Origin of the sequence: Allochromatium tepidum, assembly GCF_018409545.1 — a bacterium.
In the GTDB taxonomy this organism is placed as follows: domain Bacteria; phylum Pseudomonadota; class Gammaproteobacteria; order Chromatiales; family Chromatiaceae; genus Thermochromatium; species Thermochromatium tepidum_A.
Window position 1 is genome coordinate 2,088,632 of record NZ_AP024563.1, and the last position, 25,129, is coordinate 2,113,760.

Consider the following 25,129-nt stretch of genomic DNA (forward strand, 5'->3'; position numbering starts at 1 on the left):
TGGCGTCCGTCGCACAGCCGGATCAGTTGCCGATCGCGAACAGCCAGGGCGCTTCGGCGCGGCGGCGTTCTTCGTAGGCGCGGATGGTGTCGGCTTCCTGCAGGGTCAGGCCGATGTCGTCCAGCCCCTCGATCAGGCGATGTTTGCTGCCCGCCTCGACCTCGAAGGCGATGACCTGACCGTCACTCAGGGTCAGGGTCTGGGCCGGCAGATCGACGGCGATGCGCAGCGGCTCGGCGCCCGTCGCCTTGGCGAACAGCCCGCCGATCACGGCCGCGTCGAGCCGGATCGGCAGCAGACCGTTCTTGAAGCAGTTGTTGAAGAAGATGTCGGCGAAGCTCGGTGCCAGGATGACGCGGATGCCGAAATCGGTCAGTGCCCAGGGCGCGTGCTCGCGCGAGGAGCCGCAGCCGAAGTTCTCGCGCGTGAGCAGGATCTCGGCGCTCTGGTAGCGCGCGTCGTTGAGCACGAACTCGGGGTTGCGCGGACGGTTGGTGCAGTCCATGTCCGGCTCGCCGTGATCGAGATAACGCCACTCGTCGAACAGGTAGGGACCGAAGCCGCTGCGCTTGATGCTCTTCAGGAACTGCTTGGGGATGATGGCGTCGGTGTCGACATTGGCCCGATCGAGGGGGGCGACGACGCCGGTGAAATTCGCGAAAGCCTGCATCAGAGCGTCCTCACGTCGACGAAACGACCGGTCACGGCGGCGGCGGCGGCCATGGCCGGACTGACCAGATGGGTGCGACCGCCCTGCCCCTGCCGACCCTCGAAGTTGCGGTTGGAGGTCGAGGCGCAGCGCTCACCCGGCTCCAGGCGGTCGGCGTTCATCGCCAGACACATGGAGCAGCCCGGCTCGCGCCATTCGAATCCGGCCGCGACGAAGATCTTGTCCAGCCCCTCGGCCTCGGCCTGTTCCTTGACCAGACCCGAGCCGGGCACGACCATCGCCAGCTTGATCGAGTCGGCGACCTTGCGCCCCTTGACGATCTCAGCCGCCGCGCGCAGATCCTCGATACGCGAGTTGGTGCAGGAGCCGATGAAGACCTTGTCCGGACGGATCTCGCTGATCGGGGTGCCGGCGGTCAGGCCCATGTAGTCGAGTGCGCGCCGGATGCCGTTGGCCTTGACCGGATCGGACTCGGCGGCCGGATCGGGCACGCGACCGTCGACCGGCAGCACCATCTCGGGCGAGGTGCCCCAGGTGACTTGCGGCTTGAGGCTCGCGGCGTCGATGTGGAGCACGCGATCGAACTGCGCGCCCGCGTCGCTGACCAGGGTGCGCCAGTGGGCGGCGGCGCGCTCGAAGAGTTCGCCCTCGGGCGCGAGCGGACGGCCGCGCATGTAGTCGACGGTCTTCTCGTCGACGCCGATCAGACCGGCACGCGCGCCGGCCTCGATCGCCATGTTGCAGACGGTCATGCGGCCTTCCATCGACAGCGCGCGAATGGCTTCGCCGCCGAACTCGATCACATAGCCCGTACCGCCGGCGGTGCCGATCTCGCCGATGATGGCGAGCACGATGTCTTTGGCTGTGACGCCGGCGCCGAGCCGGCCGTCGACGCTGATCAGCATCGACTTGGACTTGCGCTGGATCAGGGTCTGGGTGGCCAGCACATGCTCGACCTCGGAGGTGCCGATGCCGAAGGCCAGCGCGCCGAAGGCGCCGTGGGTGGCGGTGTGCGAGTCGCCGCAGACGACCGTGGTGCCCGGCAGGGTGAAGCCCTGTTCGGGGCCGACCACATGCACCACGCCCTGACGCTTGTCGCCCATGCTCAGTTCGGTGATGCCGAAGGTCTGGCAGTTGGTGCCGAGCGTCTCGACCTGGAGGCGCGAGACCGGATCGGCGATGCCGGCGGCGCGGTCGGTGGTGGGAACGTTGTGGTCCGGCACCGCCAGGTTGGCGCTGACGCGCCACGGCCGGCGCCCGGCCAGACGCAGCCCTTCGAACGCCTGCGGCGAGGTGACTTCGTGGATCAGCTGACGATCGATGTAGAGCAGTGCCGTGCCCGTATCGTCGACACGGACGACATGCTCGTCCCAGAGTTTGTCGTAGAGGGTCTTGGCGACCATGGCCCTACCTCAAGAAAAATGAATCCGTTAGGATAGTCGCGACGCGCGTCAAACTCAATCGGCGCGCGCGGATCGACGCACCGAGCGGGCGATGAAGCGGCGCAGTCGGGCGCGGTTGTAGCGCTGGATCAGGATGAAGGGCACATTGACTAGGCCGCCATAGACGACCATGAACAGGCCCATCCATGCGGGCGTCCAGAGAAAGAAGGTCAGTGCCAGCGCCCAGGTCAGCCAGTGTCCGAACTCGGCGCGGCTGGTCTCGCGCGCGAAGCGGTCGAGATAGTCCGGCTCAGCGGAGGCGAGTCGGCGCTTGGAAAAGCCGTTGCGCAACAGGCCGCCGGCTTCGGGCAAATGATCCTTCCACACCCGGATGCCCAGCCATTCATAGCAGCGCCCGCCGCGCTCCCAGGCATAGCTTGCGCCGATGATCGGCCAGCCCACCAGCCAGTCCAGCGGCAGGCGCTGCGCCACATAGCCCGCGATCAGGTGAAAGACGGCCCAGAGCGCGGCGCACAACGCGATGATGCCCAGGACATCGAGAAAAGTCATATCGTCAGGTCCGCGCCACGCACACGCCGCACTTCATCCAGATCCCAGCGTTGCGGCTAAGGCCGGAGGTAAAATTTTCAGTTTTGCTTTTAATCCATGTTTGGTTAACAAATGCAGTGGCTATAGCTGGTGGTTGTTGAGTTTTCAAGTGTCATTTTGGGGTGCCGTCGCGCACCAACGGCGCCACATTTCCCGATAAGCTTGTTCGACACGTCGGGTAAAACCAGCCTCGTCGCGCCAGGGACTGGCCTCGAATTCAGCACGCAGTCCAGCACGAATCGTCGCTAGGCGCTCAATATCGCTTGCCAAGGCGATGGCCTTATCCACATATTCCGCTTCGGTGATTGCGATCCATTCCGGGTGTCCAACCGCAATGAGTGCGGTACTGCCCGAACGCCCAACACTGGGGCGTGCAGCCAGGGTGATAAAGGGAACACCCATGTATAACGATTCGACCAGGGTTGTACCGGAATTATGCGGAAAGCAGTCCAAACTGATATCGGTACTACGCAGCACATCCCACGGCGGACTGTGGTAACCGATAATAAGTCGCTCGCGCTCGATGCCGTGCGCAGCAAATTGCTCAGCTAGACGTGCTTGCGCCGTTTCGGTGACAAATGATTTGTTATCAACGATGAGACGTGAACCTGGAAGTCGCTGCAGGATGTCTGACCAAACTCGAATGACCCGATGATTAATTCGAATGCCGCGTGTAAGAGTGCCGAAGGTCACTGTTCCGTTTGTGAGCGCAGGTAATGGCCCAACCTCACCCATGTCTGGTGCCGGTCGATATGTCCCGACCGGACAATCTACATACCAAATCTGCTCAGCAAACAGATGCTCACTGCCTGGAGGCGTCATGACCGCATCGGTGAGGAAATAATCGATCGCACTCAGGCCAGTTGTATAACCATAACCCATCCAGGTCACGGCGACCGGAGCCGGGCGGCGGGCAAACACACCCAGACGATTTCCAGACGTGTGTCCAGCCAGATCAATCAGAATGTCGATGCCATCGGAACGGATGCGTTCAGCCATGACCTCATCCGTCAATTCCTTTGTTGGAACCCAGTGATCAATCAGTCGTCGATAGCGTGCTGTCCATCCATCGGACCCAACGCGCTCAGTGTAAGCCGTAATCTCAAATTGTTCGCGACTATGATTGGCCAGAAGAGGCTCTAAGTGATAACCGATCACATGCGAACCAAAGTCAGCTGACACATAGCCAATGCGCAAACGCCGTTCTGGATCTCGGTCATTGGTGTGCGGAATCCAACTGGCGCGATGCGGCAAACCGAACAAGCGATCAAATTCTTGATAGGATTTGAAAATATCCTCAGCCGTTTTGTCTGGATGGTAGTTCAGTGCATATAATCGATTTGAAAAAAGCATTGCCGAATGCGGGTTGACCTGAGTGGCTTTTTCAAGCGCATTGAGCGCTTCATCGACTCTTCCAAGATCTTGCAAAGCATGTCCCAGATTACTGTAAGCCTCAGCGTATGTTGGATTTAGTTCGAGCGATTTTCTTTGCAGATCAACAGCCTCATCCAGCTGACCCAGCTGACTAAGGAGCGCACCTAGATTGCAATAAATTTCAGGTTGACTTTGATTGGCGTTCAATGCGCGCTCAAAGCATTTTCTTGCCTCTTCAGCACGATCAAGTCCCAGGCCCATCAAACACAAACCTTTTCCATTTAGGGCTGGACTGTGATCGGCATCAATCTCCAAAGAACGCTCAAAACATCTCAAGGCATCCTTAATGTGTCCCTGATAAAACAATGCATTTCCTAATGTACTGAAGATTTCCGGATCACGACTATTGAAGGCAACGGCTTTAAGCAAAAAATCCCGAGCCTCTTGATAGCGCCCCAAATAAAAGCATGCGGCGCCAGCTATTTTCCATCCAAAAACCTCATCGGGATACAGCTCAATAAAACGGCGTGCCGCAGATTCGGCATTGGAATATTCCTGGTTTGCCATGAGCTTCATGATTATTATCTTGCGCGATTTGAGCAAGGGATTCATGGTGTGAATTCTGTAAGGTGACGTCAAGACAAATGAGGGGAGGGTTGTTATTTTAAGCGCTTCAAAAATCCGTCTTTGGCTGCCGTAACTAAAATTTTGTCCTGGACGAAAGAGTCAATCTGAAAGTTCGAGTTGGTGCGGAGGAACTCATTGACGGCGCTTTTAGGGCTGTTGCCTGCGTGCCAGGGGCGATCCGCGAAAGTGGCAGATGGATAGTCTTCAATCAGGGTGTCAAATACGATGCAGTATGAGCCAACTCCAACCAATGGCGCATATGCTTCAAGTTCGGCTAAAACGTGATTATGGGTATGGTTCGAGTCGAGGAAGACCATTGGTCGATGGTAGTCTTTAGTCAGCAACCTGACCTGTTCGACTATATCGAAATCAATGCTTGAACCCTCAATCATTTCGACGTAAGAAGAAAGTGGGTTTTTTTCAATCGCGCATCGATTATGGGGGCGGATATCAATGTCTACGCCTATCACTTTTCGCCTGGGGTGAATTGTGGCACGATTGTCCGCGATATTCTCACTTAAATCCAGCAAAGCGAGCATCGATGCACTGAAAATCAAAGAACCGCCGCGCGCAATTCCAGTTTCGATGATCAGATCTGGCCGTACTGACCAGATCAGCTCCTGCATAATGACGATATCTTGTGGATATTGAATGATCGGAAGACCTAACCAGTCGAACTGATAAGAATATTTTGTGCGTAACGTCTCGCTCATAAACTGCTTGCTTGCATCCAGCAAGACGCTATTGTGCTGGTAGCTTTTGACACGCCTCTGCCGCTCAGCAAGAAAAATATCGCGATCATCAATCATAGTATGGATGCCGGTTGTTGTTCAGAAAATGAATGTGTCAAGCTGGATGTCTGTATTTGAAATTTCCTTGAGCATAGAGTCAAGATAGTCTGAGCGAGGCAACAACAGCGCGTAATCCTTGTTGAGGTAACGTAGCTGTGATGAATGCTGGATCTTTACCCCATCAATGTCACGACCGATCTTGGCTGGCGATGTATCGAATAATCGGTGAATGCGCATGCGGACTTCGGGGTGCATGCCGAGTACGAGCATTGAGTACTGCGAACAGCCCCATAGTGCAAGTGGACGTCTTAAATCAAGAGATAACATAAATGATTCAGAAAGTGGTCGGTGTTCCAGTGCGGCAGCCAGTTGGAGCGGCCAAGAAGACAAGCGTGAGAAAAGCCGTTTTTTTTGATTATAACTTCCCTGGCGACAGATCAAATACAAGCATTCGTCGCCTTTATCATTCAGTGGATCGAAGGCCCAGCTACCAGACTGAATAATTTCAAGACCTGCACGCCAAACCAAATTCTTAAGAGAAAATTCGTCAAAGTGATTGATATGTTCAAAAAACAAATCAGGCCACGGATTTGCTTTTTTCAGCATGGCCTGTGCGTTAGGAACCTCGATAAAAAAAATAGCGTTTTTGGGAGATTTGAAAATTAATGTTTTGAGTTCAAGCAACGGATCATGAAGATGCTCAAGAACATGGCTGAAGGTAATAATCTCTGGCGCCTGATCTTCTGGTAAAGCGCCTGTGTTGCTATAGATTTCAACTGAATCATAATTCCCAATCATTTGGCGGCAGGCAACAGATGCCTCAATGCCAATTAATGATGAGAATCCAATCTGATTAAGCCATGCAAGCCAGCCGCCTTTTCCGCATCCGAAATCCAGAATTGTTTTCGTTTTTTCTTGCTCAAGGCGCAAAAGTTCAAACAAACGAAAATAACGCCGCTGGTCAATCTCGGTTATCCCGCCGGACCCGGGAGTCTGCGAGAAAAAATAATGATTGTTCGATTGATAGTATGTATTTAATGCGTCTGCCCCTCCTTCAAGTTGACTAAAGACCATACCGCATTTTTTGCAGCTCACAAGCGCTGTAGTGCCTGAAAACGGCAGGTCATCAAATAGCGCATAATCAAGTGAGCGCAGTAAAAATCTTTCCTCTGCTGAGCAGATAGGACAAGAACGATCAAGAGTCATGGTTATGCTGTTTTTGATCAGATTTATTTTCTGAAATTGAGCGACGGAATTTTTCCTCAACTTGTTTTGCCCACTGCGGGCATATAAATAATGCGTTAGCTGTCCAGGCGGCGCCGGCGCTGGTGTAAGTGAAAGGTACTAGATCCCATAAACGATAATGGTAAGCTCCCAGTGTTTCCAGCAATTGCGCTAGCGTTGCTTGATTGATATAAGTTTCAGCCAGTATGACCTCCAAATAAATCAATCCAATGCGGTTGCTACTGAGAAGCTTCACCCCTCCTTGAAGCACTTTTGGCTCAGCACCTTGAACATCAATTTTTAGAATATCAATCCACTCAATTCCTAAATCCTGACAATATTGGTCGAGAGTTATACAGGATATAAACAACTCGTCGAATTTATATTTTTCATCACTGCTTAAAGCACTTAACCATGATTCAGGGCGCAGCAATGAGCTGAGCTCAGTGCGTTGAGTGGCATAAAAACGAGTGGATCCATAGTGATCGGAAAGAGCCGAATTGACTAATTTGACATGATTGCGGTTTTTGCAATGCAGAACCAATTTTTCAAATGCATAGGGGTTCGGCTCAAAGCAGTGAATGATTGATTCTGGTTTGGCTTTGCTGTAACGATCAACGCTTTGTCCAATGTTGGCACCAACATCAAAAATCAAAGGCGAATCGATGCCTAATGCTTCGATCAAAAAAAATTGGCGATCAAAGATTTCTTTTTCTTTTTCTTCATAAAAAATACTCAACTGAGCGCGCTCCGTATTTTATTGAGACGTGAATTTTTTGTGGCTTTCCAGTTGTTTAAATGATCTTCGCTTAACGTATCAAAAGTTTTTCTCCATTGCCATAAGTCGTTCAGTGACAACGAATATGGCTTCAAATAAAAAGTGCTTGATTGATTGTTTAGGGTATAGTGCCCGGACCATAATTCTTTTTGATCAATTTTGTTGATAAACAAATCATCCCGCATAGCTTGCTCGAAAACTTTAGTGCCGGGGTATGGGATGAGTGTAAAGACATCGACCAAATCAACTTTCAGTCTTCGGATCATTTCTAACGTATCCATCAGGGTATCATGTGTATCCTCAGGGAATCCCATAATAAAAACGGCTCGAATTAGAACTTCGAATTTTCGATAATTCTCTACTACTTCATAAATCTTTTCTGTCGATAATTTTTTGCCAATGATCTGATTGCGCATTCGCTCGTTTCCATGCTCGATTGGCATGAGCGTGTAAACGCAGCCGGCCTCAACGAGTGCTGTTATGACCTCTTCGTCCAGCGTTGCAATATGATAGCCGCTAAATGATTCGAACTGAATATCAAGATCGCGACGAACAATTTCGTTCATTATGGATAAAATGTGCCGTTTTGATACCGTTAGATTGTCATCTACGAATCCAAAATAACGATGCCCAAATTGTTCAACGTGAAGCTGTATTTCGTCCACAACTGAATTTGCAGAGCGTCGTCTATAACCTCGACCATTTACTTCGATAGATGAGCAGAAGCTACATGAAAACGGGCAGCTGCGCGAAGTTTGAATTGGTATAGAAACCTTGATGTCATGCTGTTTCGGATTGTGCCATTGTGAATGGTCGCGATAATATTTTTCGAAATTAACCGAATGCCAGGAAGGATGATAGATTGCATCCAGATCTTTGTTGAAAATTTCTCTTTCACGCAGATGAATATTGCCGGCCGTATCGCGCCATCCAAATGCCTGAATATCAAAGTCAGATGAATTCCAATTTTTGTCGAGGGTCGATACCAGTTCTACAATTTGTTCTTCACTTTCGCCAATTCCCACATAATCGATTTCAGGGCAATGGTAAAGTATATCGCTTCCAAAAAGTGAAGAATGGCATCCACCAATTGCAACGCGAATAGTTGGAAAGTTTAATTTAAGATAAGATGCGGCCTTTTTGAAAAAAGGAAAATGTCCGGTTGTCAAGCATGAGAAGCCGACCAATGTTTGCTTGCTTTTGATTTCCGATGCAATGATTTTGATGTAAAAAGCGTCTTCATCCTCGCAAGAGCTTGGTTTGTAAAGATTCAGGTCGATCATACGCGAGCGATAACCTGCTTGCTCTAGCGCTCCCATCAACAGCAGAATAGATAAAGGCGGTGCAATATCGATGCGGGTTACTGATCCGGGTTGGTAAGAAGATACCAAAATGACATCCATCATCAGTCAACCCCTCCATCAATTGTGATAATCGAGCCGTTGATCATATTGCTATCGACTAGGCATAGTGAAACTATATAGTGCGCAACTTCAATGGATGGCACAAATTGACCATACGTCATTTTTTCGAGAAATCTATCATGCCGATCAGGATCACCAATCCTTAAACGATCGACATAGCTTCCAGGATGGTCCAACATGCCTGGTAAAACTGCGAATATAGTTAGTCCATCTTTAGCAAAGGATCGGGCGGCGTTTTTTACGTAAGGCACAATGGCCGATTTGCTCGTCAAATAACTTGGCGGGGCATCATGGTGCAATGATGAAGTCGAGCCGATATGTACAATTTTAGCGGACGTTTTTTTTAGATCGTCATAAAAAATAGAGTTGATTTCAACGGAAACTTCAAAATTGAGCCGAAAAGATTTGCGCAGCACGCAGAGCGGTGGGTTTTTGCAATCACCTTGAATTCCACCGCCAAGGTTATGAATAATATAGCGCGGAATGACTCCTTGATCGCAAACAAATTGGTATAAATCTGCCGGTGCATATTCATCAGTCAAATTTCCAGCAAAGCTGATTGGTGTCAATCCTGAAATTTTTTGAATAGATTGCGCTGCAATGTCAAGTGACTTTGGATTACGTCCAGTCAAAATTGGAGCAATACCATGCCGGGAAAATGTTTCTGCAATGCAGTAGCCAAGTCCGTTACTGGATCCGGTTATTAATGCGTAATCCATTTTAATTCTGTCTTTGCGCTTTAGTGTGAAGGGCAGGTTGCATAAAGAATTGTTTCGTTTCCAAAATAATCATAGGTGCGTATATGAAATCGATATCCGAGATTCCAGCGATGTAATAAATTGGGTATCTTAAAATAATGATCGGCGTAATGATAGATAGCCACAGCAATATCCGGACGATAGTGCACAATAGTTTTTTTTGCGCCAATCAATGCTTCGATTTCGTTGCCCTCAATATCGATTTTAATAAAAGTTGGTTCGATTCCTTTTAGGCATTCATCAATGGCGACGCATTGCACTAAATACTCACCGTTAGGATCAATTGAACTGCCGGCACCGCTATGCACTTGATCAAGCGTAAAGCGAAGCGGCATAGTGTTACGCGATAATGCGCAAGGAAATAATAACGCTTTATCGATATTAAATTTCTCAATCAGTTGCGTAATTTTTAAGAAGTTTCGCCAGTCTGGCTCAAATGCAATATAAATCTTGGGGGTGAGATTTTTTTTAACAAGATTTTCAAGTGTATCACCACAAAAAGCCCCGCAATCCATGAAGGATCGATAGCCTTTCGTCATTTCAATGTCTAAAGGGAAATACTGTTCTTCAGAATCAATAAAAGTAAGCCCGTCAAACTTCCTTAAAATGCAAGCCGTCATTACATTTGAATAAATTTTACGACTCAAATCGTCTTCAAATATTTCAGCGCAAGATAAAATTAATTCTCGATAATCTTCTAATTTCGGCTCAATGCATTTTAATTCCTTCATCGCGTCTGGGGAAAAAGCTTTTTGTGACCAAGGAATAATTTTAAAGAACCCTTCACGCAAAAGATTTTTTTTGATGACATTATGTGTTGCACTGCCTTGAATTACGCAGACTAAAACTATAGCTATGCGTTTCAGTGAATCTGATAAATTTTGCTGTTTTAAAAAAGATTGGGATGCCGGCATAATCACTTGGAAGACTATTTGCGTTTGTGTCTAATATACATTCTGGTCTTACGCCAAAATTTAACAAAATATCGCATGTGCATCGGCCAGCCGGGCCGGCTCCATAAATTATAAATGGGCATCCTTGATATTCTGATACAAGTGAAGATAAAGATGAGTTGGTGGCGGCTTTATTTAATGAATCAAGAATTTTATGAGTCCATTTATTTCTCATTTTTATTTGTCTCCGCAGTTGTTAAGCTAAGCTAAAACTTTGGGTTTTCTGATTTGTGCAGGAAAGAAAGTGGGTATAAAAATTATTCATACCCAAAGACTTGCATCGCGCGCACAGGTCGCGCTTCGAAAAAATTTGTTCAATATCAAAAATAGATGATTCAAAGATTTTTTTTTCTAGTTTATATTGATTTCCGAATACATGTGGACACTGGCGAATAGTGCCGTCACTGTGAATTACGATCGTATTTTCACGCACACAACTATCCGAGGGACTCAGGCGGCAGTCCTGAATTACAGCGTCGATATCCAGTATGAGGCTCTGCGCAATTTCAAGCATGCTGTCTGGGAGCGGCTTTCCCTCGGCATAGTCAATGAGTGTGTCAAGCGGATCAATGTAGGCCGCATTGGGTTTGAGTAAAAATCCATTTCTTTCGCAAATCGCTGCAATCTCATCAAGATTTTTTTCGTTGTTTCGGTAAAAATGATAATTGACTTCGATGATCATTTCCGGATGGTACAAGTCTCGCAGTCTGGCGAGCTGCTCCATGTTGGATGCAACTTTATCCCAATTTCCTCCTCTGTGGGTCAGGCTGTATTGATTGCCAGTTCCGGACAGAGAAACTCGAAACCAGTCAGGCTTTGCCTGAACGGTGCGTTCAAGATGTCTGATGTCGTTCAGATTCGATGAAATTCCAACGGCCACTCCCTGATCAGCTGAATAGGCAACGATATCCGGCAAAGAAGGATTGAGTAGCGGCTCCCCCCATGAATAAAGCTGCACATCAGGAAGAAAATCCACTTCAGTGATCAGCTTGTCCAGAATTTGACGATACAGTGCAAAACTCATCATCGTTTGTGAAAGTTTATGGCCTGTAAAATTTCCATTTGGACAGGTTGGGCACTTTAGCTGACAAACCCCGGAGACATCGATTTCGAAACTCCAGCGTTTGAGATCGGAATAAAGCACATAATCGCGTTCGTTCTTATATCCCTTGGCCAGCAGAGTGCTTTCTATTTCATGCTCAAAAAACATGCTCGTGACAACAACAAAGCCGTCAGCGGGTGAGCCAATAGCTTCAGGCGCTAAAATCTTGTTCGTATCGTCACGAGAAGACCGAATTGTTTTATCGATGAATCCTGTAATGCCGACTCCATGCCGGCGAAGTGCATCCATTGCCATGACACCATAGCGACCCGCGCCCCAGCAGTAAACGGGGCGATTCCGCGACATGGCCGCCAACGCATGAATATTCATCAGTAATTTACCTTGCGAGCCTCGACTTGAATGCGGCTGCGATCTGCTTCAACGCCGGATCATCGTAAAATTTTTCGTAATGGAAACAGGAGCCGCGTGTCTTGGCAAGATACCCCATGGGGATGTCCCGCCAATCTTCTTCATCGAAGGTGGCATGCTTCATGAGCCGCGAATAGAAATCAGCGAGCTTGGTGCCTTGGCAGGACGCAAGCAGTAATTCATGCGGGTGGGGGTTGGGATGGTCAATGCCGCAAATGCGGTGCGGTTTAGATGGAGATTCAAATACCTGATCGTAAATCCGATGCCAAGCTGTCGTGATTTTATCAAGGTCCAATTCGCTATCTGATAGCGCTGCGCAACGCCTGTATTCGCGGCGCAAGATCGTCGTATCAGTCGTAATCTGACGGAGCAAAGCGACAAACTGCTCTTCAGTGTCGGCCATCAGACCGCACCCCAACAGATCCAGTGTCTCCCGCTCATTCTCCGTGCCAAACACTACAGGCATCACTCCAGCCGCCACTGCCTCGAGCAAAACCTGTTCCCCGGTCCCGTAATGCTGCGAATTGAGCGGATAGGCCAAGACGTCCAGACGACTCATCAACGCCGGAACATCGTCGATCGGCCCTAGAATCTCGAAGCGATCCTCGGCTCCGACGGCCTTGGCGGCAGCGCGCAAATCCTCATGACAGGGACCGCCCGCCACAACGATACGCCCCGGAACATCCGCCTCCAGACACAGCCGGATAAAATCCGGATGCATCTTGATCGGATCGACCGTGCCGACATAGCCAACCCGCACCGGACCATCACCCCGCTCGACACGCGGAGGCATCTTCGGAATACCCGCACTGCTACGCACGACCAGGATATCCCGCCCCCGGGTCACCGCCTCGGCCAAGACCGGTGCCTTCAGGCTCCAGGACGTCGCCAAAACCAGCAGATCCGGATAATCGATCAGTCCAGGCGGAAAATTCTGCGGCGGATGATGTCCGTTGACATGTGTCCAGAGCACACAACGAAACGGCGGCAAATCCCAGCGATGCATCATGGCGTTGAGCAACGGATGATGCCACCAATGCAGATGGACCAGATCCGTATCGCTCAACGCCTGCTTGAGCGCTTCATCATCCCAATGCAGCCGATCCGCCAACCCGACCCCAAGCCGGCCGGCCCAAGCGCGCGTGGCCTCACTTGCGGCTTCGAGGCAAGCCAGACGATGCGTATAACCACCAAGACGCCGGCTCTCAGCGATCAGAGCGCGAACCACGGTGCCGACACCGCCGCCGTAGTGAGGCGCAAGATGCAGAACCCGAATATTCACGGCGCACTCACCCCGCTGTTCGGTGCCATCTGCGCATAGGACGCGCAATACCGATGCAGCCCAAATCGGCTGCAACGCCGGCAGAGCTCGGCGCGATGACGCCGCGCCTGAATCTGCTCCAGCGAAACATCGAGATAATTCGGCGCCACGCTGTTATCGGCACTGTCGTAGTAGAGCATGCACTGACTGACCGAGGTATCCCAGTTGATATTGACGCACCGCAGCACATCACAGGCCAAATGCCGTTGCTGGTACGCTGCAGCAAGCCCGTCATCCAGACTCACCACCAAGCGTTCAGCCGCCTGCCGTGCCGGCTCGGGCAGGGAACGCCCCTCACAATAGCCCAACACATCGTCGAGCGAGATCAGATACGCCGGAATCGGTCGCAGTTCCAGCCCCAGTTCCTCACATAGCTCCCGAAACCGCTCCAGCCCTTCGCCCAAACTATGCCGATAAAGATGGTAATACAACTCGATCTTCATCGACGGATGAAGCGCACGGCGCAGACGCGCAACCTCACGCAGATGGGCGATAAAGCGCGGCCAGTGCCCGCGCGTATGCGCGATCTCATAGTCATCGCCCCAGCCCGAAGCCGAGATCCGCAGCCATTCGGGACGTGCCGCAACGATGCGGGCATAGTCCGCGTCAGCGTTGAGATTGCTCGAAATGGCGCACAAGACTCCACGCTCGCGGGCGTATTCGATGATCTCGGGCAGTTGCGGATGCAATACCGGCTCGCCCCATTGATAGAGCTGGAGATTACCGACGAAGGGGCTTTCAGTCAGGATCTTGTCCAGCACGGCGCGAAAGGTGGCGAGCGGCATCAGTCCCTGTTTGCCCGGACCGGGCGCGCGGCTGGCGCGCGGACACGCCAGACACTTGAGATTGCACACGCCGACGATATCGACCGAGTAATCCACCGGCTTGAGGCGCGCATAGCCGATGAAGTCCTCCGACTCGACGAATCCAGCCGCCTGAAGCCGATCGGCGATCTCGGCCTCGAAGAACCAGGAGGCGATGATCACGAAAGGGCGCGGCTGGGGGGGCGCGGCATCAAGCACAGCGGCCGGCAGCCGCACAGGCAGTCCCATGACCTGCGACGCCAACCGCTCGGCCGCCTGATCGACGAATCCGCTCAGCTCGATCCCCTGTTTCCGCAACACCGAGCCGATCCCGCGCCCCTGATTGCCGGCCCCCCAGATCCAGATGGGTCGCTCGGCGGCGATTCGACGCACCGGCTCCAGGATGTGAGCCGCATCAGTCATCGGCGTCGACATCCGTGCGCTGATCCGACTCGACGCCGGCCGGAAGACCATCCTCAAGGATGCGCTCTTCCAGATACACCGCTGTGTAGTGATGCAATCCATGACTCATGCAGCGCCGACAAAACTCGCTGCCCTGTCGACGGGCCAGGATCTCACTCAAGGGCGTGGCCAGAAAATCATCCGCGATGAACGGCTTGAAATAGACCCCACAGAAGCGCACCCGTCCATCCCAGTTGATGGGCAGACAGCGCTCCTCAGGACAGGGCAGATGCCGACGCCGGCGGGCGCGCTCCAATCCGCTGTCGATGTCGAGCAGCATCAGTTCCAGTGTGCGCTCGGCCTCGGGCGAGAGCGGTCGACCCTCGACATAGTCGAGCACGTTGTCGAGCGAGTAGAGATAGGCCATGTTGGGCCGAAAGATAAATCCGAGTTCATCGCACAACGCGCGCATCGCACGATAGCTCTCGCCAAGACTGTGGCGGTAGAGATGGTAGTTGAGAACGATCTGTAGCTCAGGATGATGACGCGCGCGCAGCCGCGAGAGCCGGTGCAGATTGGCGAGAAACCGCTCCCAATCCCCGCCGGTGTGACCGACGGCATAGCTTGCACCATAGCCGGACGCCGAGACCTTGATCCAGTCGGGGCGGGCGGCCACCACGGCCTCCAGATCGCGCGCGCTCTTCAGATTGGTCGAAATCGCGCTCAATACCCGTGCCTCACGAGTCGCCGCGATCATGTCGGGCAGTCGGCGATTCAACAAGGGCTCGCCCCAGGCATAGAGCTGGACGCTTCCCAGAAACGGTAACTCGTCGAGCAGCTTACGCAGGATCGCTTTATAGGCGTCCAGCCCCATGAAACCGGTCGGCGGTCGGTCGCTGAGATTGCCTTGCGGGCACGAGATGCAGTGCAGATTGCACAGGCCTGAGACGTCGACACTGGGATCGATGTCGTTGAGCCGGCGTGAGGACAGATAATCGCGCTCAGCGGTCAGGCCATGCGCACGACAGCGGTCCTCGATGACCTGATCGTGATGTCCGGAACCGATGACGATGAAGGCATGTCCATCGCGCGCGCGATCCAGCACGCTCTCGGGCGCGCAAACCGGATAGCCGAGCGCCGTCTGTCCCTGCATCGCCGGACTGGAATCGATGAAACCGGCGACCGTCAGGCCCGCACGCTGCAGGGCGCGGCAAACCCCTTGGCCCACGATCATGGCGCCCCAGATCCACACATCGCGCGTACCGAAGGCGGTGTGCAGACGCGCCCGATCCCAGTCCATGTCAGTCAGCTCCAGCCGCGAGCGGCAGACTGTCGCGCTCGGCGATCAGCCGCTCGTCGCTGTAAACGATGAAACAGCGATGGATGCCGCGCTCCTTGCAACGCGCGCAGAATTCACTGGCCTCACGCGCGGCGATCAGTTGTTCCGGAGTGGTGTCCATGAAGCTTTCGGGCACGAGGTTGAGATCGGGCCGATACCATTCCATACAGTGCGCGATTTCCAGATTCCAATTGATCCAGAGATGACGCTCGTAGTAGCAGGGCCGGTGGCGTTCGGCCAGCGCCAGCCGCATGACCTCCTCGACCTGGAGCTGTTGCAGCGCCATGGTGCGCTGAACGCGCTCGTTGACGGCACGTCCTTCGAGGATGGCTTCGATGTTGTCCAATGGGGCCAGTGCTGCATGACGATAACGTAGCATGAATCCCAACTCGTCACACAATGCTTGCCAGCGGCGGATGTCGTCGCGGTTGTCGTTATAGATGTGGTAGAAGACCTCGACCAGCATCTCGGGATGATGCCGATCTCGATACTCGGCCAGACGGCGCACATTTTCCATCAGGCGCGCCCAGTTGCCGCCGGTGTGCGTGATCTCGTAGCGTTCTTCCCAGCCGGACACCGAGATGCGGAACCAGGTCGGGCGCGCGGCGATCACGGACTCGAAGTCGAGTTTGAAGCTCAGGTTGCTCGACAGCGCCGATAGCAGCCCATGTGCGTGGGTGATGGCGAGGATCTCGGGCAGTTCACGATTGAGCAGCGGCTCGCCCCAATTGTAGAGGGTGATGATGCCGGTGTAGGGATCGTCGCTCAGGATCTTGTCGAGCAGGGCCCGATAGACATCCGCCGACATGAAGCCCTTGGGGCGATGGGTGTCGAAGTTACCGCGCGGACAGGAGATGCAGCGCAGATTGCAGCTCCCGGCAATGTCGATCTGGTAGTTGAACAGTCGCAAGTCGCCCTGGATCAAGACATCGCGTCCGACCTGGAAGCCGTGGCGCCGGCAATCATCGGCGATGGCGTCGGCATGGAACCCCGAGGCGATCAGGATGAAGGCCGTTTGCGGCGTTGCGTTGGCGAAGAAGGGGTCAGGGAGCTGAATGTCCTTACCAAAGACGCGCTGCCCCTGGAGCGCCCGGCTCGAATCGATGAAGGCCTGGATGTCGATGCCATGACGGTTCAAGACATGGTGCGCCGCATAACCATCGTGCCGCGCGCCCCAGATGTGAACGGCACGGTCGCCGATCAGCGTCTTGAGTTGCGAGGGCGTCGGAATCCGGTCGATGAGTATGTTCAAGCAGGCACCGTCGGCGTGTTTGCGTGCTGTCGCGCGTTCTCGAAACGGATCCGGGTCATGTGGAGAGCTGTATCGACCGCGCCGGATAAAACTTGAGTATTTCAGATGGAAACAGTTTGGTCCAGCCGTGCCGCATCGCCCCAAAAGGCCATTGGCTCATAATCCGGGTAAGGATAACAGCCAAGCTGGGGGCGGATCGTCCAGCCATGCTCATCGATCCAGCACTCGACCAGACGGCGTACCGAAATCGGGCGGCCCGAGCAAAGATTGATCAGGCTGAAGGCGCACGGACGCACGGCCAGGTTCACGAGATGCCGGGCGGCTTCCGTAACGGGCAGATAGTCGCGCAGCTGCTCCCCGCCGGACATCTTGAACAGCGGCTCGCCACGTTGTGCTGCCACCGAGAGTCGCGCATACAGAGAACCGGGTGCCTGTCCCTCGCCCCAGAGATAGAACAGCCGCGTCCAGACCAGCTGCGTCGAGTGTTCCGCCGTCAGATACTCCAGTTGACGGCGCAGGGCGTCCTTGGCGAAGCCATAGGCAGTACAGGGATTGGTCGGCATCTGCTCGGAGAGCGCACCGCTTTGCAATCCATACTCGAAACAGGTACCCGCAACGACGAGCTTCGGTAGCCCGGCTTCAATCAGGCTTTTCAGGAAGTGGTACTGGCTTGGCAGTTCCTGCTCGAAGTGGTGGCGTGAACGGTAGTTGGGCAGACCGTCCCAGGCCAAGTGAATCAGTACCTCCGGGGAACCCAGTCGCTCGAAAGCATCCAACGGCGGATTGGCGATGTCCATGGACACGAAGCGGCAACCGCCGGCCGTCGCAGACCGGGTACGCGCTGTGGCAACAGTATCGATGCCCGCATCGAGCAAGCACTTGATGACATGGCGTCCAAGAAAACCGGTTGCACCCGTGACGGCGATGTGGGACTTCATGACCGTCACAGATCTAATTAGGATGAAAATCCGGGTTCAAGATTTCGCTTTCCAAATAAGGACAATTGCTTGGAAAGCTGTTTTCATCCAATCCGGTTTCTTTGGCCGCCGAAAGGATCGCATCGCCATAAGCATCTTCGAGGAAGTCGGAAATGCGTGCCTGCAAGCTGGGATTTTCGCGCAACAACCGTTGCAGCCGACGACGTTGCTCTTTCAGAGTCAACTGCCAACTGCGACCACGAAAAGACGGCTGATACTGCCATTTCAGCAAATGCGCCAGCAACACAGCCAGCCGATTGATCAGTTCTCGTCGCTCTCTTGCGCCCATGCTTTCGATTTCTTCGATCAAACCATCAATATCGACTTCAGACCAATTCCTAGCTTTGAGTAAATCGGCCTGTTGTTGAGTCCAGGCATGGAAATCGACATCATGAAGCTTTGTATTTTCGATGTGCATAATTGAGCATGTCTACGGTTCATCATCAGCGATCGTGTTGCCGGTCCTGTTCATTCCCAATTGCAGTCCCTCGAATGAGGCACTAATCGACGGATGCACGCGGTCGCGAGGGGAGAGCACCGTGATCGCCAGAGGCCAAGCAATTGCGAGTCGGGGATCCTCGGGATGCAGTCCAGCTTCGCTCGCAGGAGCATACTCGGCTGTATTCAGATAGAACAGTTCAGCGTCATCGCTCAGCGCCTGAAAGCCATGCGCACAACCCTCGGGAACCACCAGCATCTGCCCGTCACCGGCACTGAGCCGCTCGCCATGCCACTGAAGAAAGGTCGGCGAACCGGCGCGCAGATCGACCGCGACATCGAAGATCTCGCCGCGCAGACAGGTGACGAGTTTGACCTCGGCGTGCGGCGGGCGCTGGTAGTGCAAACCACGCACAGTCCCACGCCGGTAGGTCAGACTGCGATTGATCTGCACGATCGGCTTACCGCCCGTCAGCGATTCCAGCTCACGCGCACAGAACAGCCGCTCGAACCAGCCGCGCTCATCGACGATCGGCCGACGCTCGACGACGACGACACCGTCGAGCGCAGTTGATCGTAGGCGCAAGCGTTGAGACATGACGGAGGCCGGCTTTGATCGAGGTTATGACAGCATTGCCCGATAATCGCGGATCTGCTCGCGGGTGACAACCTGCATATCGGCTCCTGCACGCCAGGCTCGATGCCAGTCGAGCGTGCGCTCCAGGGCCTGACTCAGACTCCAACGCGGACGCCAGCCGAGCCGGGTACGCGCCTGAGTGCTGTCGAGATCGAGACGCACCGATTCGCGCAGCCCCGGATCGGGATCGGATTGCCAATGTCCCTGAGTGCGTTCGCACAGCCGGCGCACGATCTGCTCCACCGGCCAAGCATCGCCCGGATCCGGACCGAAGTTCCAGGCCGTCGCCAGCTCGACCTCTTGCGCCTGAAGGCGCTCGGCCAGAGTCAGATAGCCGGCGAGCGGTTCAAGCACATGCTGCCAGGGGCGAATCGCTTGAGGCGCGCGCAGACGCACCGCTTCACCGGCATCGAGCGCGCGCAACACATCCGGGATCAGCCGATCCCGCGCCCAGTCGCCGCCGCCGATGACGTTGCCGGCGCGCACACTGGCGACCTGGATACCGGCCTCGGCGAGAAAGGCACTCCGATACGCCTGCGTCACCAGCTCGGTAGCCGCCTTGCTGCTGGAGTAGGGGTCATGGCCGCCGAGCCGATCGTTTTCGCGATAGGGCCAGACCCATTCGCGGTTGTCGTAGCATTTGTCGGTCGTCACCACGACCACGGCCCGCACGCTCGGGCACCGGCGCACGGCCTCCAGCAAATTCACCGTCCCCATGACATTGACGGCATAGGTCGCAACCGGATCGGCATAGCCCGCGCGCACCAGCGGTTGTGCGGCGAGATGGAAGACGATCTCAGGTGCGGCGTCCAGGATGGCCCGGTTCAGGGCCGGCAGGTCGCGTACATCGCCGACGACATGCCCCGACAAGCCTTCAGCCAGACGCGCGACCGTGAACAAATTGGGCGTGGTCGGCGGTTCGAGCGCATAGCCGTGGACCTCAGCGCCCAGCTCGGCCAGCCAGAGCGCCAGCCAGCCGCCCTTGAAGCCGGTCTGTCCGGTGATGAAGACGCGCCGCCGTCGCCAGAACTCAGGATTCATGTCCAGCACTTCCAGGGCGCGCGGCCCGAGGCCCATAAAGATTCGAGATGGTTCTTGTCGCGTAACGTATCCATCGGCTGCCAGAATCCCTGGTGCTCGAACGCCATGAGTTGCCCTTGAGCACTGAGCTTGGGCAGCGTCTCGATCTCCCAACTGGTCCGGTCATCGGCGATGAATTCGATACAGCGCGGCGAGAGCACGAAGAAACCGCCGTTGATCAGGCCATCCCCGCCGCGCGGCTTTTCGATGAAGCCGGTGACGGTCGACCCCGCGCGCTCGATGGCGCCATAACGCCCAGGTGCGGGCACGGCAGTGACGGTCGCCCAGCGTCCATGTTCACGATGAAAGGCGATGAGTCCCCGGATATCGACATCGCTCAGCCCGTCGCCATAGGTGAAACAGAACGCCTCCTGATCGCGCAGATAGTCCGCAACCCGCTTCAGACGCCCGCCGGTCTGAGTCTCGGCGCCGGTATCGACCAGCGTCACCCGCCAGGGCTCGGCCTGATGCTGGTGGACTTCGAGCCGGTTGTTGGCCAGATCGATGGTGACGTCCGACATGTGCAGAAAATAGTTGGCGAAGTATTCCTTGATGATGTAGCCCTTGTAGCCGCAGCAGACGACGAAGTCGGTCACGCCATGATGGGCATAGAGCTTCATGATGTGCCACAGAATCGGCATCCCGCCGATCTCGATCATGGGCTTGGGCCGCAGATGGGACTCCTCGACGATGCGGGTGCCCAGACCGCCGGCAAGGATGACGGCTTTCATGGGGATGGCGTTCGGCATAGGCCAGTGTATGCAGCCCTTTTAAGTTGTAATTTTGAGACACTTCAGGTTCCCGCCGGCACCTTGGCCGTTGAGATATGGGGTTTGCCTTATCCGGCGGGGGCGGTCCTGTTCACAATCCAGGCTAAGACAGCCGCTCGATTCCAGCCATATAGGGCCGCAACACCTCGGGAATGACCACACTCCCATCGGCCTGCTGATAGTTCTCCAGCACCGCGACCAGGGTCCGCCCGACCGCCAGCCCCGAGCCGTTGAGCGTATGCACCAGCTCCGGCTTGCCGGTCTCGGGATTGCGCCAGCGGGCCTGGAGCCGACGCGCCTGGAAGTCCCCGAAATGGCTGCACGAAGAGATCTCGCGATAAGCGCCCTGCCCCGGCAGCCAGACCTCCAGATCATAGGTCTTGCGCGCCGAGAACCCGAGATCGCCCGTGCACAGAGTCACGACCCGATAGGCCAGCCCCAACCGTTGCAGAATCGACTCCGCATGCCCGGTCAACGCCTCCAGCGCCTGCGCCCCATCCTCGGGCCGCACGATCTGCACCAGCTCGACCTTCTCGAACTGATGCTGACGGATCATGCCGCGCGTGTCCTTGCCGTAGGAACCGGCCTCGCTGCGGAAGCACGGCGTATGCGCCACCCATTTGCGCGGCAGACTGTCGGCCTCCAGGATCAGATCGCGCGCCAGATTAGTCACAGGCACTTCGGCCGTCGGGATCAGATAGAAGTCGCGCTCGCCCGGCACCCTGAACAGATCGGCCTCGAACTTGGGCAACTGGCCGGTGCCGCGCAGACTGTCGGCATTGACCAGATAGGGCACATAGGTCTCGGTATAGCCGTGCTCGCCGGTATGCACGTCGAGCATGAACTGGATCAGCGCCCGATGCAGCCGCGCCATGGGGCCGGAGAGCGTGACGAAGCGCGACCCCGTCACCTTGGCCGCGAGATCGAAGTCCATCCAGCCGTTGCGCGCCCCGAGGTCGACATGATCCTTGGGTTCGAAGTCGAACGTCGGCGGCGTGCCCCAGCGGCGTTCCTCGCGGTTGTCGGACTCGTCGCGCCCGTCCGGAACCTCGGCGGCCGGCAGATTGGGCAGGCTCAGACTGATGTCGGTCAGCTCGTCCTGGATCGCGCTCAACCGCGACTCGGCAGCCTTGAGTCGGTCGCCCAGATCGGCGACCTCGGCCAGCAGCGGTGCGATGTCCTCGCCGGCCGCCTTGGCGCGCCCGATCGACTTGGAGCGCGTGTTGCGCGTGTTCTGGAGTTCCTGGACCTGGATCTGGAGCGCCTTGCGCTCGGTCTCCAGGGACTCGATCCGCGCGGTGTCGAGCACCAGACCGCGCCGGGCCAGTTGCTCGGCGACCTGATCGAGTTCGGTGCGCAACGAACGTGGGTCTAGCATCGATGATTCCTTCGGCGTGAATGAAAAAGACGGATGTGGAGGCTATCCCGGCGCGCGCACGCCGAACGGAACCTTCCAGAACGCGGCGCTGAAATCGCCGGCCAGATAGCCTTCATGAATCTGATAGTCGACCTCCAGCGCCTGGGCCAGATGCTTGATCTCGCGCGGCTGATAGAGGTTGTAGATCGGCGAGGTGTCCCAACCCTTGAGCAGGTTGAAGACGAAGCCGTGACGGCTCGCCTCCAGACAGCGCTCGATGAAGCGCCGCGTCTCCTCGCGGGTGAAGGTGTTCATGGCCCCGCTACAGAGATAGACGTCGGCCTCGGGCAGCACGCTGCCTTCGTCGAGGATGTCGAGGACATGGATCTCGCAGCCGGTGCGCCGGCGCGCGGCCTCGACCATGGGGGGCATGACATCGAGCCCGATATAGCGCTTCGGCCGGTCGCCGGTGCGCTCCAGATAGGCGAGCAGATCGCCGAACCCGCAACCGGCATCGGCCAGGGTCAGCCGGGACAGATCCGGCGGCAGGAAGGAGCGCAGCACCCGGAAGCGGACCTCCTGGGTCTCGGTCGAAGTCCAATGCACCCCCTCGGCCGTCTCGCCGTAGGTATCGAGCGCGCTGCCATAGAAGATCTCGGTATCGACTCTGGGCATGTCAACCGCCTTCCTGGGATGTGATTCTTGGGGGGATGTTCAAGCCTCGGCCGACAGGACCTGACGGCAGGGCACGGCGCGCTTCAGGACACAGTCCGAACAGCGCGGCCGACTCCGGCAGACCTGCTTGGCGTGCTCGACGAGCAGCGCATGGTACTCCTTGTAGCGCGGCACGTCAGGTCCGAGCGCACTCTCGAAGGCGGCGCGGATCGTCTCGTAGGGTTCGTCGCCGCGCAGCAGTCCGAGCCGGGAGAAGACCCGGCGCGTATAGGCATCGACCACGAACACCGGGCGATCGAAGGCATAGAGCAGGATGTCGTCGGCCGTTTCGGGACCGATACCCTTGACCGCGAGCAACCGCTCGCGCAGTGCCCCGGTGTCGAGCGCGTTCAGACCGTCCCAGCCGCCCGCCGCGCGATAGAACTCGCAGAAGGCGATCAGACGACGCGCCTTCAAATTGAAGTAACCGGCCGGTCGTATCGTCTCGGCCAGCTCGGACGGATCGAGCGCCAGGAGGCCGGCGGCGTCCAGGGGACAACGCGCCTTGAGACGCTCGAGTGCGCGCTCGACGTTCGACCAGGCGGTGTTTTGGGTCAGCACCGCCCCGATCATGACCTCGAAGGGGCCATCGGCCGGCCACCAGTGCCTCGGGCCGTGAAAGACCAGCAAGCGGTCATGGATGGCGCTAAGCCGTTCCGGCTCGAACACGCACTTCGTCACCCGTCGGCTCCCTCGCAAGGGTGTCGAACGCGTCTTCACCGAGACGCCAGTCCCCTCGATGCACCGTTCTCACCAGTGACCACGACGATGCCGTCGGGCGAGACATCGAAGCGTTCGCGATCACGTCGTGCGTCGAAGCCGATCCGGTCGCCGGGCGCGATCCTGACGTCCTTTTCGACGATGCAGTTGCGCAGATGCGCGCCCGCCCCGACCCGGACTCCATGAAAGAGGATAGACGCCTCGACGATGGCGCCGTCCTCGACCCGAACCTGCGGGAACAGGATCGAATGATTGACCCCGCCGCCGCTGATGACGGTGCCCGCCGCCAGCATCGAGTTGACGAAGACGCCCTCGTTGCCGGTCTGCGGGCCGGGGACGGTGCGGGCGGGCGGATACTGGCCCTGATAGGTGTGGATGGTCCAGTCGGGCTGATAGAGATCGAGCGGCGGCTCGGCGCGCAACAGCGCCATGTTGGCCTGATAGTAGGCGTCGACCGAGGCCAGATCGCACCAGTAGCGGTCCGGCGTCACCCGTCCCCGTGTCTGGCCGAAGCGATAGGCGCGAACCTGATGCGCGGCGAGCCGGGGCGCGATGACGTCGAGCGCCGGGTCCGTGTCGGGTGAGACGCCGCGCTCGTAGCGGTCCAGGGCGTCGAGCAGCCGGGACTTGTCGAACAGATAGACGCCCATGGTCTCCAGCCGCTCGCCCTCGGCGCTGTCCGCGCTCCCCGGCTCCGGCGGTAAGAGTTCGCAGATACGCTCATCGGCATCGAGCACGACCCGTGCCTGACGCCCCGTGCCCGGAGCCGGCACGGCGCGCACGGCGACCGTGATCGCCGCCCCGGTCTCGCGATGGGCGCGCGCCAGCTCGGCATAGTCCATGCGATAGATGGCGTCGCCTTGCAGGATCAGCACCTGACTGGCGCGATTGCGCTCGATCAGATAGCGGTTCTGGCGGATGGCGTCGAAGGGACCGCTGTACCAGTCCTGCCCCTCACGCATCTGGGGCGGGACCGGGGTGATGAACTCGCCCAGTTCGGGATTGAAGATCGACCAGCCGTCGCGCAAATGCTTCTGGAGCGAATGGCTCTTGTACTGCGTCAGCACCAGCACCTGACGCAGTCCCGAGTGCAGACAGTTGGCCAGGGTGAAGTCGATGATCCGGTACTTGCCGCCGAAGGGCACGGCGGCCTTGGTGCGCCGGCGGGTCAGGGCGTCGAGGCCCAGGCCGCGATCCTGAGCCAGGATGAGAATCAATGTGTCGGAGGACATGATGGCAGGACGAGCCCTTGGCGATG

The 25,129-nt window shown here is 56.1% G+C and carries 24 protein-coding genes; all 24 read right to left on the reverse strand.

Annotated features, from left to right (window positions below):
* Positions 1 to 22: 22 nt before the first annotated feature.
* The 24 genes from leuD to Atep_RS10205 all read right to left on the reverse strand — a co-directional run bounded on the left by leuD (position 23) and on the right by Atep_RS10205 (position 25,103).
* Positions 23 to 670: a 3-isopropylmalate dehydratase small subunit gene (leuD, locus tag Atep_RS10090; protein WP_213378413.1), complete on the reverse strand. Its 648-nt coding sequence runs from the start codon at positions 668 to 670 to the stop codon at positions 23 to 25.
* Positions 670 to 2,073 carry a 3-isopropylmalate dehydratase large subunit gene (gene leuC, locus Atep_RS10095; protein ID WP_213378414.1) on the reverse strand — a complete coding sequence of 468 codons (1,404 nt, stop codon included), beginning with the start codon at positions 2,071 to 2,073 and terminating at the stop codon, positions 670 to 672. Before leuC ends, leuD begins: the two co-directional genes overlap by 1 nt.
* Before the next feature lie 54 nt (positions 2,074 to 2,127).
* Positions 2,128 to 2,622 carry a glycosyl-4,4'-diaponeurosporenoate acyltransferase CrtO family protein gene (locus Atep_RS10100; RefSeq protein ID WP_213378415.1) on the reverse strand — a complete coding sequence of 165 codons (495 nt, stop codon included), beginning with the start codon at positions 2,620 to 2,622 and terminating at the stop codon, positions 2,128 to 2,130.
* Between the two features lie 144 nt (positions 2,623 to 2,766).
* Positions 2,767 to 4,647 carry an O-linked N-acetylglucosamine transferase, SPINDLY family protein gene (locus tag Atep_RS10105; protein WP_213378416.1) on the reverse strand — a complete coding sequence of 627 codons (1,881 nt, stop codon included), beginning with the start codon at positions 4,645 to 4,647 and terminating at the stop codon, positions 2,767 to 2,769.
* 47 nt (positions 4,648 to 4,694) lie between these two features.
* The gene (locus tag Atep_RS10110; RefSeq protein WP_213378417.1) at positions 4,695 to 5,471 is read right to left on the reverse strand and encodes a cephalosporin hydroxylase family protein; all 777 of its coding nucleotides are present in this window, start codon (positions 5,469 to 5,471) and stop codon (positions 4,695 to 4,697) included.
* Between the two features lie 21 nt (positions 5,472 to 5,492).
* Positions 5,493 to 6,659: a class I SAM-dependent methyltransferase gene (locus tag Atep_RS10115; protein ID WP_213378418.1), complete on the reverse strand. Its 1,167-nt coding sequence runs from the start codon at positions 6,657 to 6,659 to the stop codon at positions 5,493 to 5,495.
* Positions 6,649 to 7,416 carry an FkbM family methyltransferase gene (locus tag Atep_RS10120; RefSeq protein WP_213378419.1) on the reverse strand — a complete coding sequence of 256 codons (768 nt, stop codon included), beginning with the start codon at positions 7,414 to 7,416 and terminating at the stop codon, positions 6,649 to 6,651. The genes Atep_RS10115 and Atep_RS10120 overlap by 11 nt, the downstream gene beginning before the upstream one ends.
* Complete coding sequence (locus tag Atep_RS10125; RefSeq protein WP_213378420.1) at positions 7,413 to 8,861, reverse strand: B12-binding domain-containing radical SAM protein; 1,449 nt, start codon at positions 8,859 to 8,861, stop codon at positions 7,413 to 7,415. Before Atep_RS10125 ends, Atep_RS10120 begins: the two co-directional genes overlap by 4 nt.
* A complete protein-coding gene (locus tag Atep_RS10130) occupies positions 8,861 to 9,598 on the reverse strand; it encodes an SDR family oxidoreductase (protein WP_213378421.1) in 738 nt (245 codons plus the stop codon). The genes Atep_RS10125 and Atep_RS10130 overlap by 1 nt, the downstream gene beginning before the upstream one ends.
* Positions 9,599 to 9,618: 20 nt before the next feature.
* Positions 9,619 to 10,551, reverse strand: coding sequence for an FkbM family methyltransferase (locus tag Atep_RS10135; protein ID WP_213378422.1), 933 nt, complete (start codon positions 10,549 to 10,551; stop codon positions 9,619 to 9,621).
* A gap of 235 nt (positions 10,552 to 10,786) precedes the next feature.
* Positions 10,787 to 12,022, reverse strand: a complete 1,236-nt coding sequence (locus Atep_RS10140; RefSeq protein ID WP_213378423.1) for a radical SAM protein — start codon at positions 12,020 to 12,022, stop codon at positions 10,787 to 10,789.
* A gap of 7 nt (positions 12,023 to 12,029) precedes the next feature.
* Positions 12,030 to 13,343, reverse strand: coding sequence for a glycosyltransferase family 4 protein (locus Atep_RS10145; RefSeq protein ID WP_213378424.1), 1,314 nt, complete (start codon positions 13,341 to 13,343; stop codon positions 12,030 to 12,032).
* Positions 13,340 to 14,608 (reverse strand): hypothetical protein, encoded by a 1,269-nt coding sequence (locus Atep_RS10150; RefSeq protein ID WP_213378425.1) that lies wholly within the window; start codon positions 14,606 to 14,608, stop codon positions 13,340 to 13,342. The genes Atep_RS10145 and Atep_RS10150 overlap by 4 nt, the downstream gene beginning before the upstream one ends.
* Positions 14,601 to 15,887: a hypothetical protein gene (locus Atep_RS10155; protein ID WP_213378426.1), complete on the reverse strand. Its 1,287-nt coding sequence runs from the start codon at positions 15,885 to 15,887 to the stop codon at positions 14,601 to 14,603. The genes Atep_RS10150 and Atep_RS10155 overlap by 8 nt, the downstream gene beginning before the upstream one ends.
* Position 15,888: 1 nt before the next feature.
* Entirely contained in the window at positions 15,889 to 17,178 is a 1,290-nt protein-coding gene (locus Atep_RS10160) for a radical SAM protein (RefSeq protein ID WP_213378427.1), read from the reverse strand.
* Between the two features lie 101 nt (positions 17,179 to 17,279).
* Positions 17,280 to 18,116, reverse strand: coding sequence for an NAD-dependent epimerase/dehydratase family protein (locus Atep_RS10165; protein ID WP_213378428.1), 837 nt, complete (start codon positions 18,114 to 18,116; stop codon positions 17,280 to 17,282).
* A 13-nt stretch (positions 18,117 to 18,129) separates the two neighbouring features.
* A complete protein-coding gene (locus Atep_RS10170; protein WP_213378429.1) occupies positions 18,130 to 18,573 on the reverse strand; it encodes a DUF29 domain-containing protein in 444 nt (147 codons plus the stop codon).
* 12 nt (positions 18,574 to 18,585) lie between these two features.
* On the reverse strand, positions 18,586 to 19,179 hold the full coding sequence (rfbC, locus tag Atep_RS10175) for a dTDP-4-dehydrorhamnose 3,5-epimerase (protein ID WP_236786117.1): 594 nt from the start codon (positions 19,177 to 19,179) through the stop codon (positions 18,586 to 18,588).
* 36 nt (positions 19,180 to 19,215) lie between these two features.
* A complete protein-coding gene (rfbG, locus tag Atep_RS10180) occupies positions 19,216 to 20,271 on the reverse strand; it encodes a CDP-glucose 4,6-dehydratase (protein ID WP_213378431.1) in 1,056 nt (351 codons plus the stop codon).
* Positions 20,268 to 21,041: a glucose-1-phosphate cytidylyltransferase gene (gene rfbF, locus Atep_RS10185; RefSeq protein ID WP_213378432.1), complete on the reverse strand. Its 774-nt coding sequence runs from the start codon at positions 21,039 to 21,041 to the stop codon at positions 20,268 to 20,270. Before rfbF ends, rfbG begins: the two co-directional genes overlap by 4 nt.
* A 142-nt stretch (positions 21,042 to 21,183) precedes the next feature.
* The gene (gene serS, locus Atep_RS10190; protein WP_213378433.1) at positions 21,184 to 22,458 is read right to left on the reverse strand and encodes a serine--tRNA ligase; all 1,275 of its coding nucleotides are present in this window, start codon (positions 22,456 to 22,458) and stop codon (positions 21,184 to 21,186) included.
* A gap of 42 nt (positions 22,459 to 22,500) precedes the next feature.
* Positions 22,501 to 23,112, reverse strand: coding sequence for a class I SAM-dependent methyltransferase (locus Atep_RS10195; RefSeq protein ID WP_213378434.1), 612 nt, complete (start codon positions 23,110 to 23,112; stop codon positions 22,501 to 22,503).
* 39 nt (positions 23,113 to 23,151) lie between these two features.
* Positions 23,152 to 23,832, reverse strand: a complete 681-nt coding sequence (locus tag Atep_RS10200) for an endonuclease III domain-containing protein (protein WP_236786119.1) — start codon at positions 23,830 to 23,832, stop codon at positions 23,152 to 23,154.
* Between the two features lie 35 nt (positions 23,833 to 23,867).
* Positions 23,868 to 25,103: a glucose-1-phosphate adenylyltransferase family protein gene (locus Atep_RS10205; protein WP_213378435.1), complete on the reverse strand. Its 1,236-nt coding sequence runs from the start codon at positions 25,101 to 25,103 to the stop codon at positions 23,868 to 23,870.
* Positions 25,104 to 25,129 lie beyond the last annotated feature (26 nt).

What these genes read in the sequence shown, in the direction of transcription:
- leuD (WP_213378413.1), bottom strand. Translation starts at nt 670, where the DNA reads ATGCAGGCTTTCGCGAATTTCACCGGCGTCGTCGCCCCCCTCGATCGG.
- leuC (WP_213378414.1), bottom strand. Translation starts at nt 2,073, where the DNA reads ATGGTCGCCAAGACCCTCTACGACAAACTCTGGGACGAGCATGTCGTC.
- Atep_RS10100 (WP_213378415.1), bottom strand. Translation starts at nt 2,622, where the DNA reads ATGACTTTTCTCGATGTCCTGGGCATCATCGCGTTGTGCGCCGCGCTC.
- Atep_RS10105 (WP_213378416.1), bottom strand. Translation starts at nt 4,647, where the DNA reads ATGAATCCCTTGCTCAAATCGCGCAAGATAATAATCATGAAGCTCATG.
- Atep_RS10110 (WP_213378417.1), bottom strand. Translation starts at nt 5,471, where the DNA reads ATGATTGATGATCGCGATATTTTTCTTGCTGAGCGGCAGAGGCGTGTC.
- Atep_RS10115 (WP_213378418.1), bottom strand. Translation starts at nt 6,659, where the DNA reads ATGACTCTTGATCGTTCTTGTCCTATCTGCTCAGCAGAGGAAAGATTT.
- Atep_RS10125 (WP_213378420.1), bottom strand. Translation starts at nt 8,861, where the DNA reads ATGATGGATGTCATTTTGGTATCTTCTTACCAACCCGGATCAGTAACC.
- Atep_RS10130 (WP_213378421.1), bottom strand. Translation starts at nt 9,598, where the DNA reads ATGGATTACGCATTAATAACCGGATCCAGTAACGGACTTGGCTACTGC.
- Atep_RS10135 (WP_213378422.1), bottom strand. Translation starts at nt 10,551, where the DNA reads ATGCCGGCATCCCAATCTTTTTTAAAACAGCAAAATTTATCAGATTCA.
- Atep_RS10140 (WP_213378423.1), bottom strand. Translation starts at nt 12,022, where the DNA reads ATGAATATTCATGCGTTGGCGGCCATGTCGCGGAATCGCCCCGTTTAC.
- Atep_RS10150 (WP_213378425.1), bottom strand. Translation starts at nt 14,608, where the DNA reads ATGACTGATGCGGCTCACATCCTGGAGCCGGTGCGTCGAATCGCCGCC.
- Atep_RS10155 (WP_213378426.1), bottom strand. Translation starts at nt 15,887, where the DNA reads ATGGACTGGGATCGGGCGCGTCTGCACACCGCCTTCGGTACGCGCGAT.
- Atep_RS10165 (WP_213378428.1), bottom strand. Translation starts at nt 18,116, where the DNA reads ATGAAGTCCCACATCGCCGTCACGGGTGCAACCGGTTTTCTTGGACGC.
- Atep_RS10170 (WP_213378429.1), bottom strand. Translation starts at nt 18,573, where the DNA reads ATGCACATCGAAAATACAAAGCTTCATGATGTCGATTTCCATGCCTGG.
- rfbG (WP_213378431.1), bottom strand. Translation starts at nt 20,271, where the DNA reads ATGAATCCTGAGTTCTGGCGACGGCGGCGCGTCTTCATCACCGGACAG.
- rfbF (WP_213378432.1), bottom strand. Translation starts at nt 21,041, where the DNA reads ATGAAAGCCGTCATCCTTGCCGGCGGTCTGGGCACCCGCATCGTCGAG.
- serS (WP_213378433.1), bottom strand. Translation starts at nt 22,458, where the DNA reads ATGCTAGACCCACGTTCGTTGCGCACCGAACTCGATCAGGTCGCCGAG.
- Atep_RS10195 (WP_213378434.1), bottom strand. Translation starts at nt 23,112, where the DNA reads ATGCCCAGAGTCGATACCGAGATCTTCTATGGCAGCGCGCTCGATACC.
- Atep_RS10205 (WP_213378435.1), bottom strand. Translation starts at nt 25,103, where the DNA reads ATGTCCTCCGACACATTGATTCTCATCCTGGCTCAGGATCGCGGCCTG.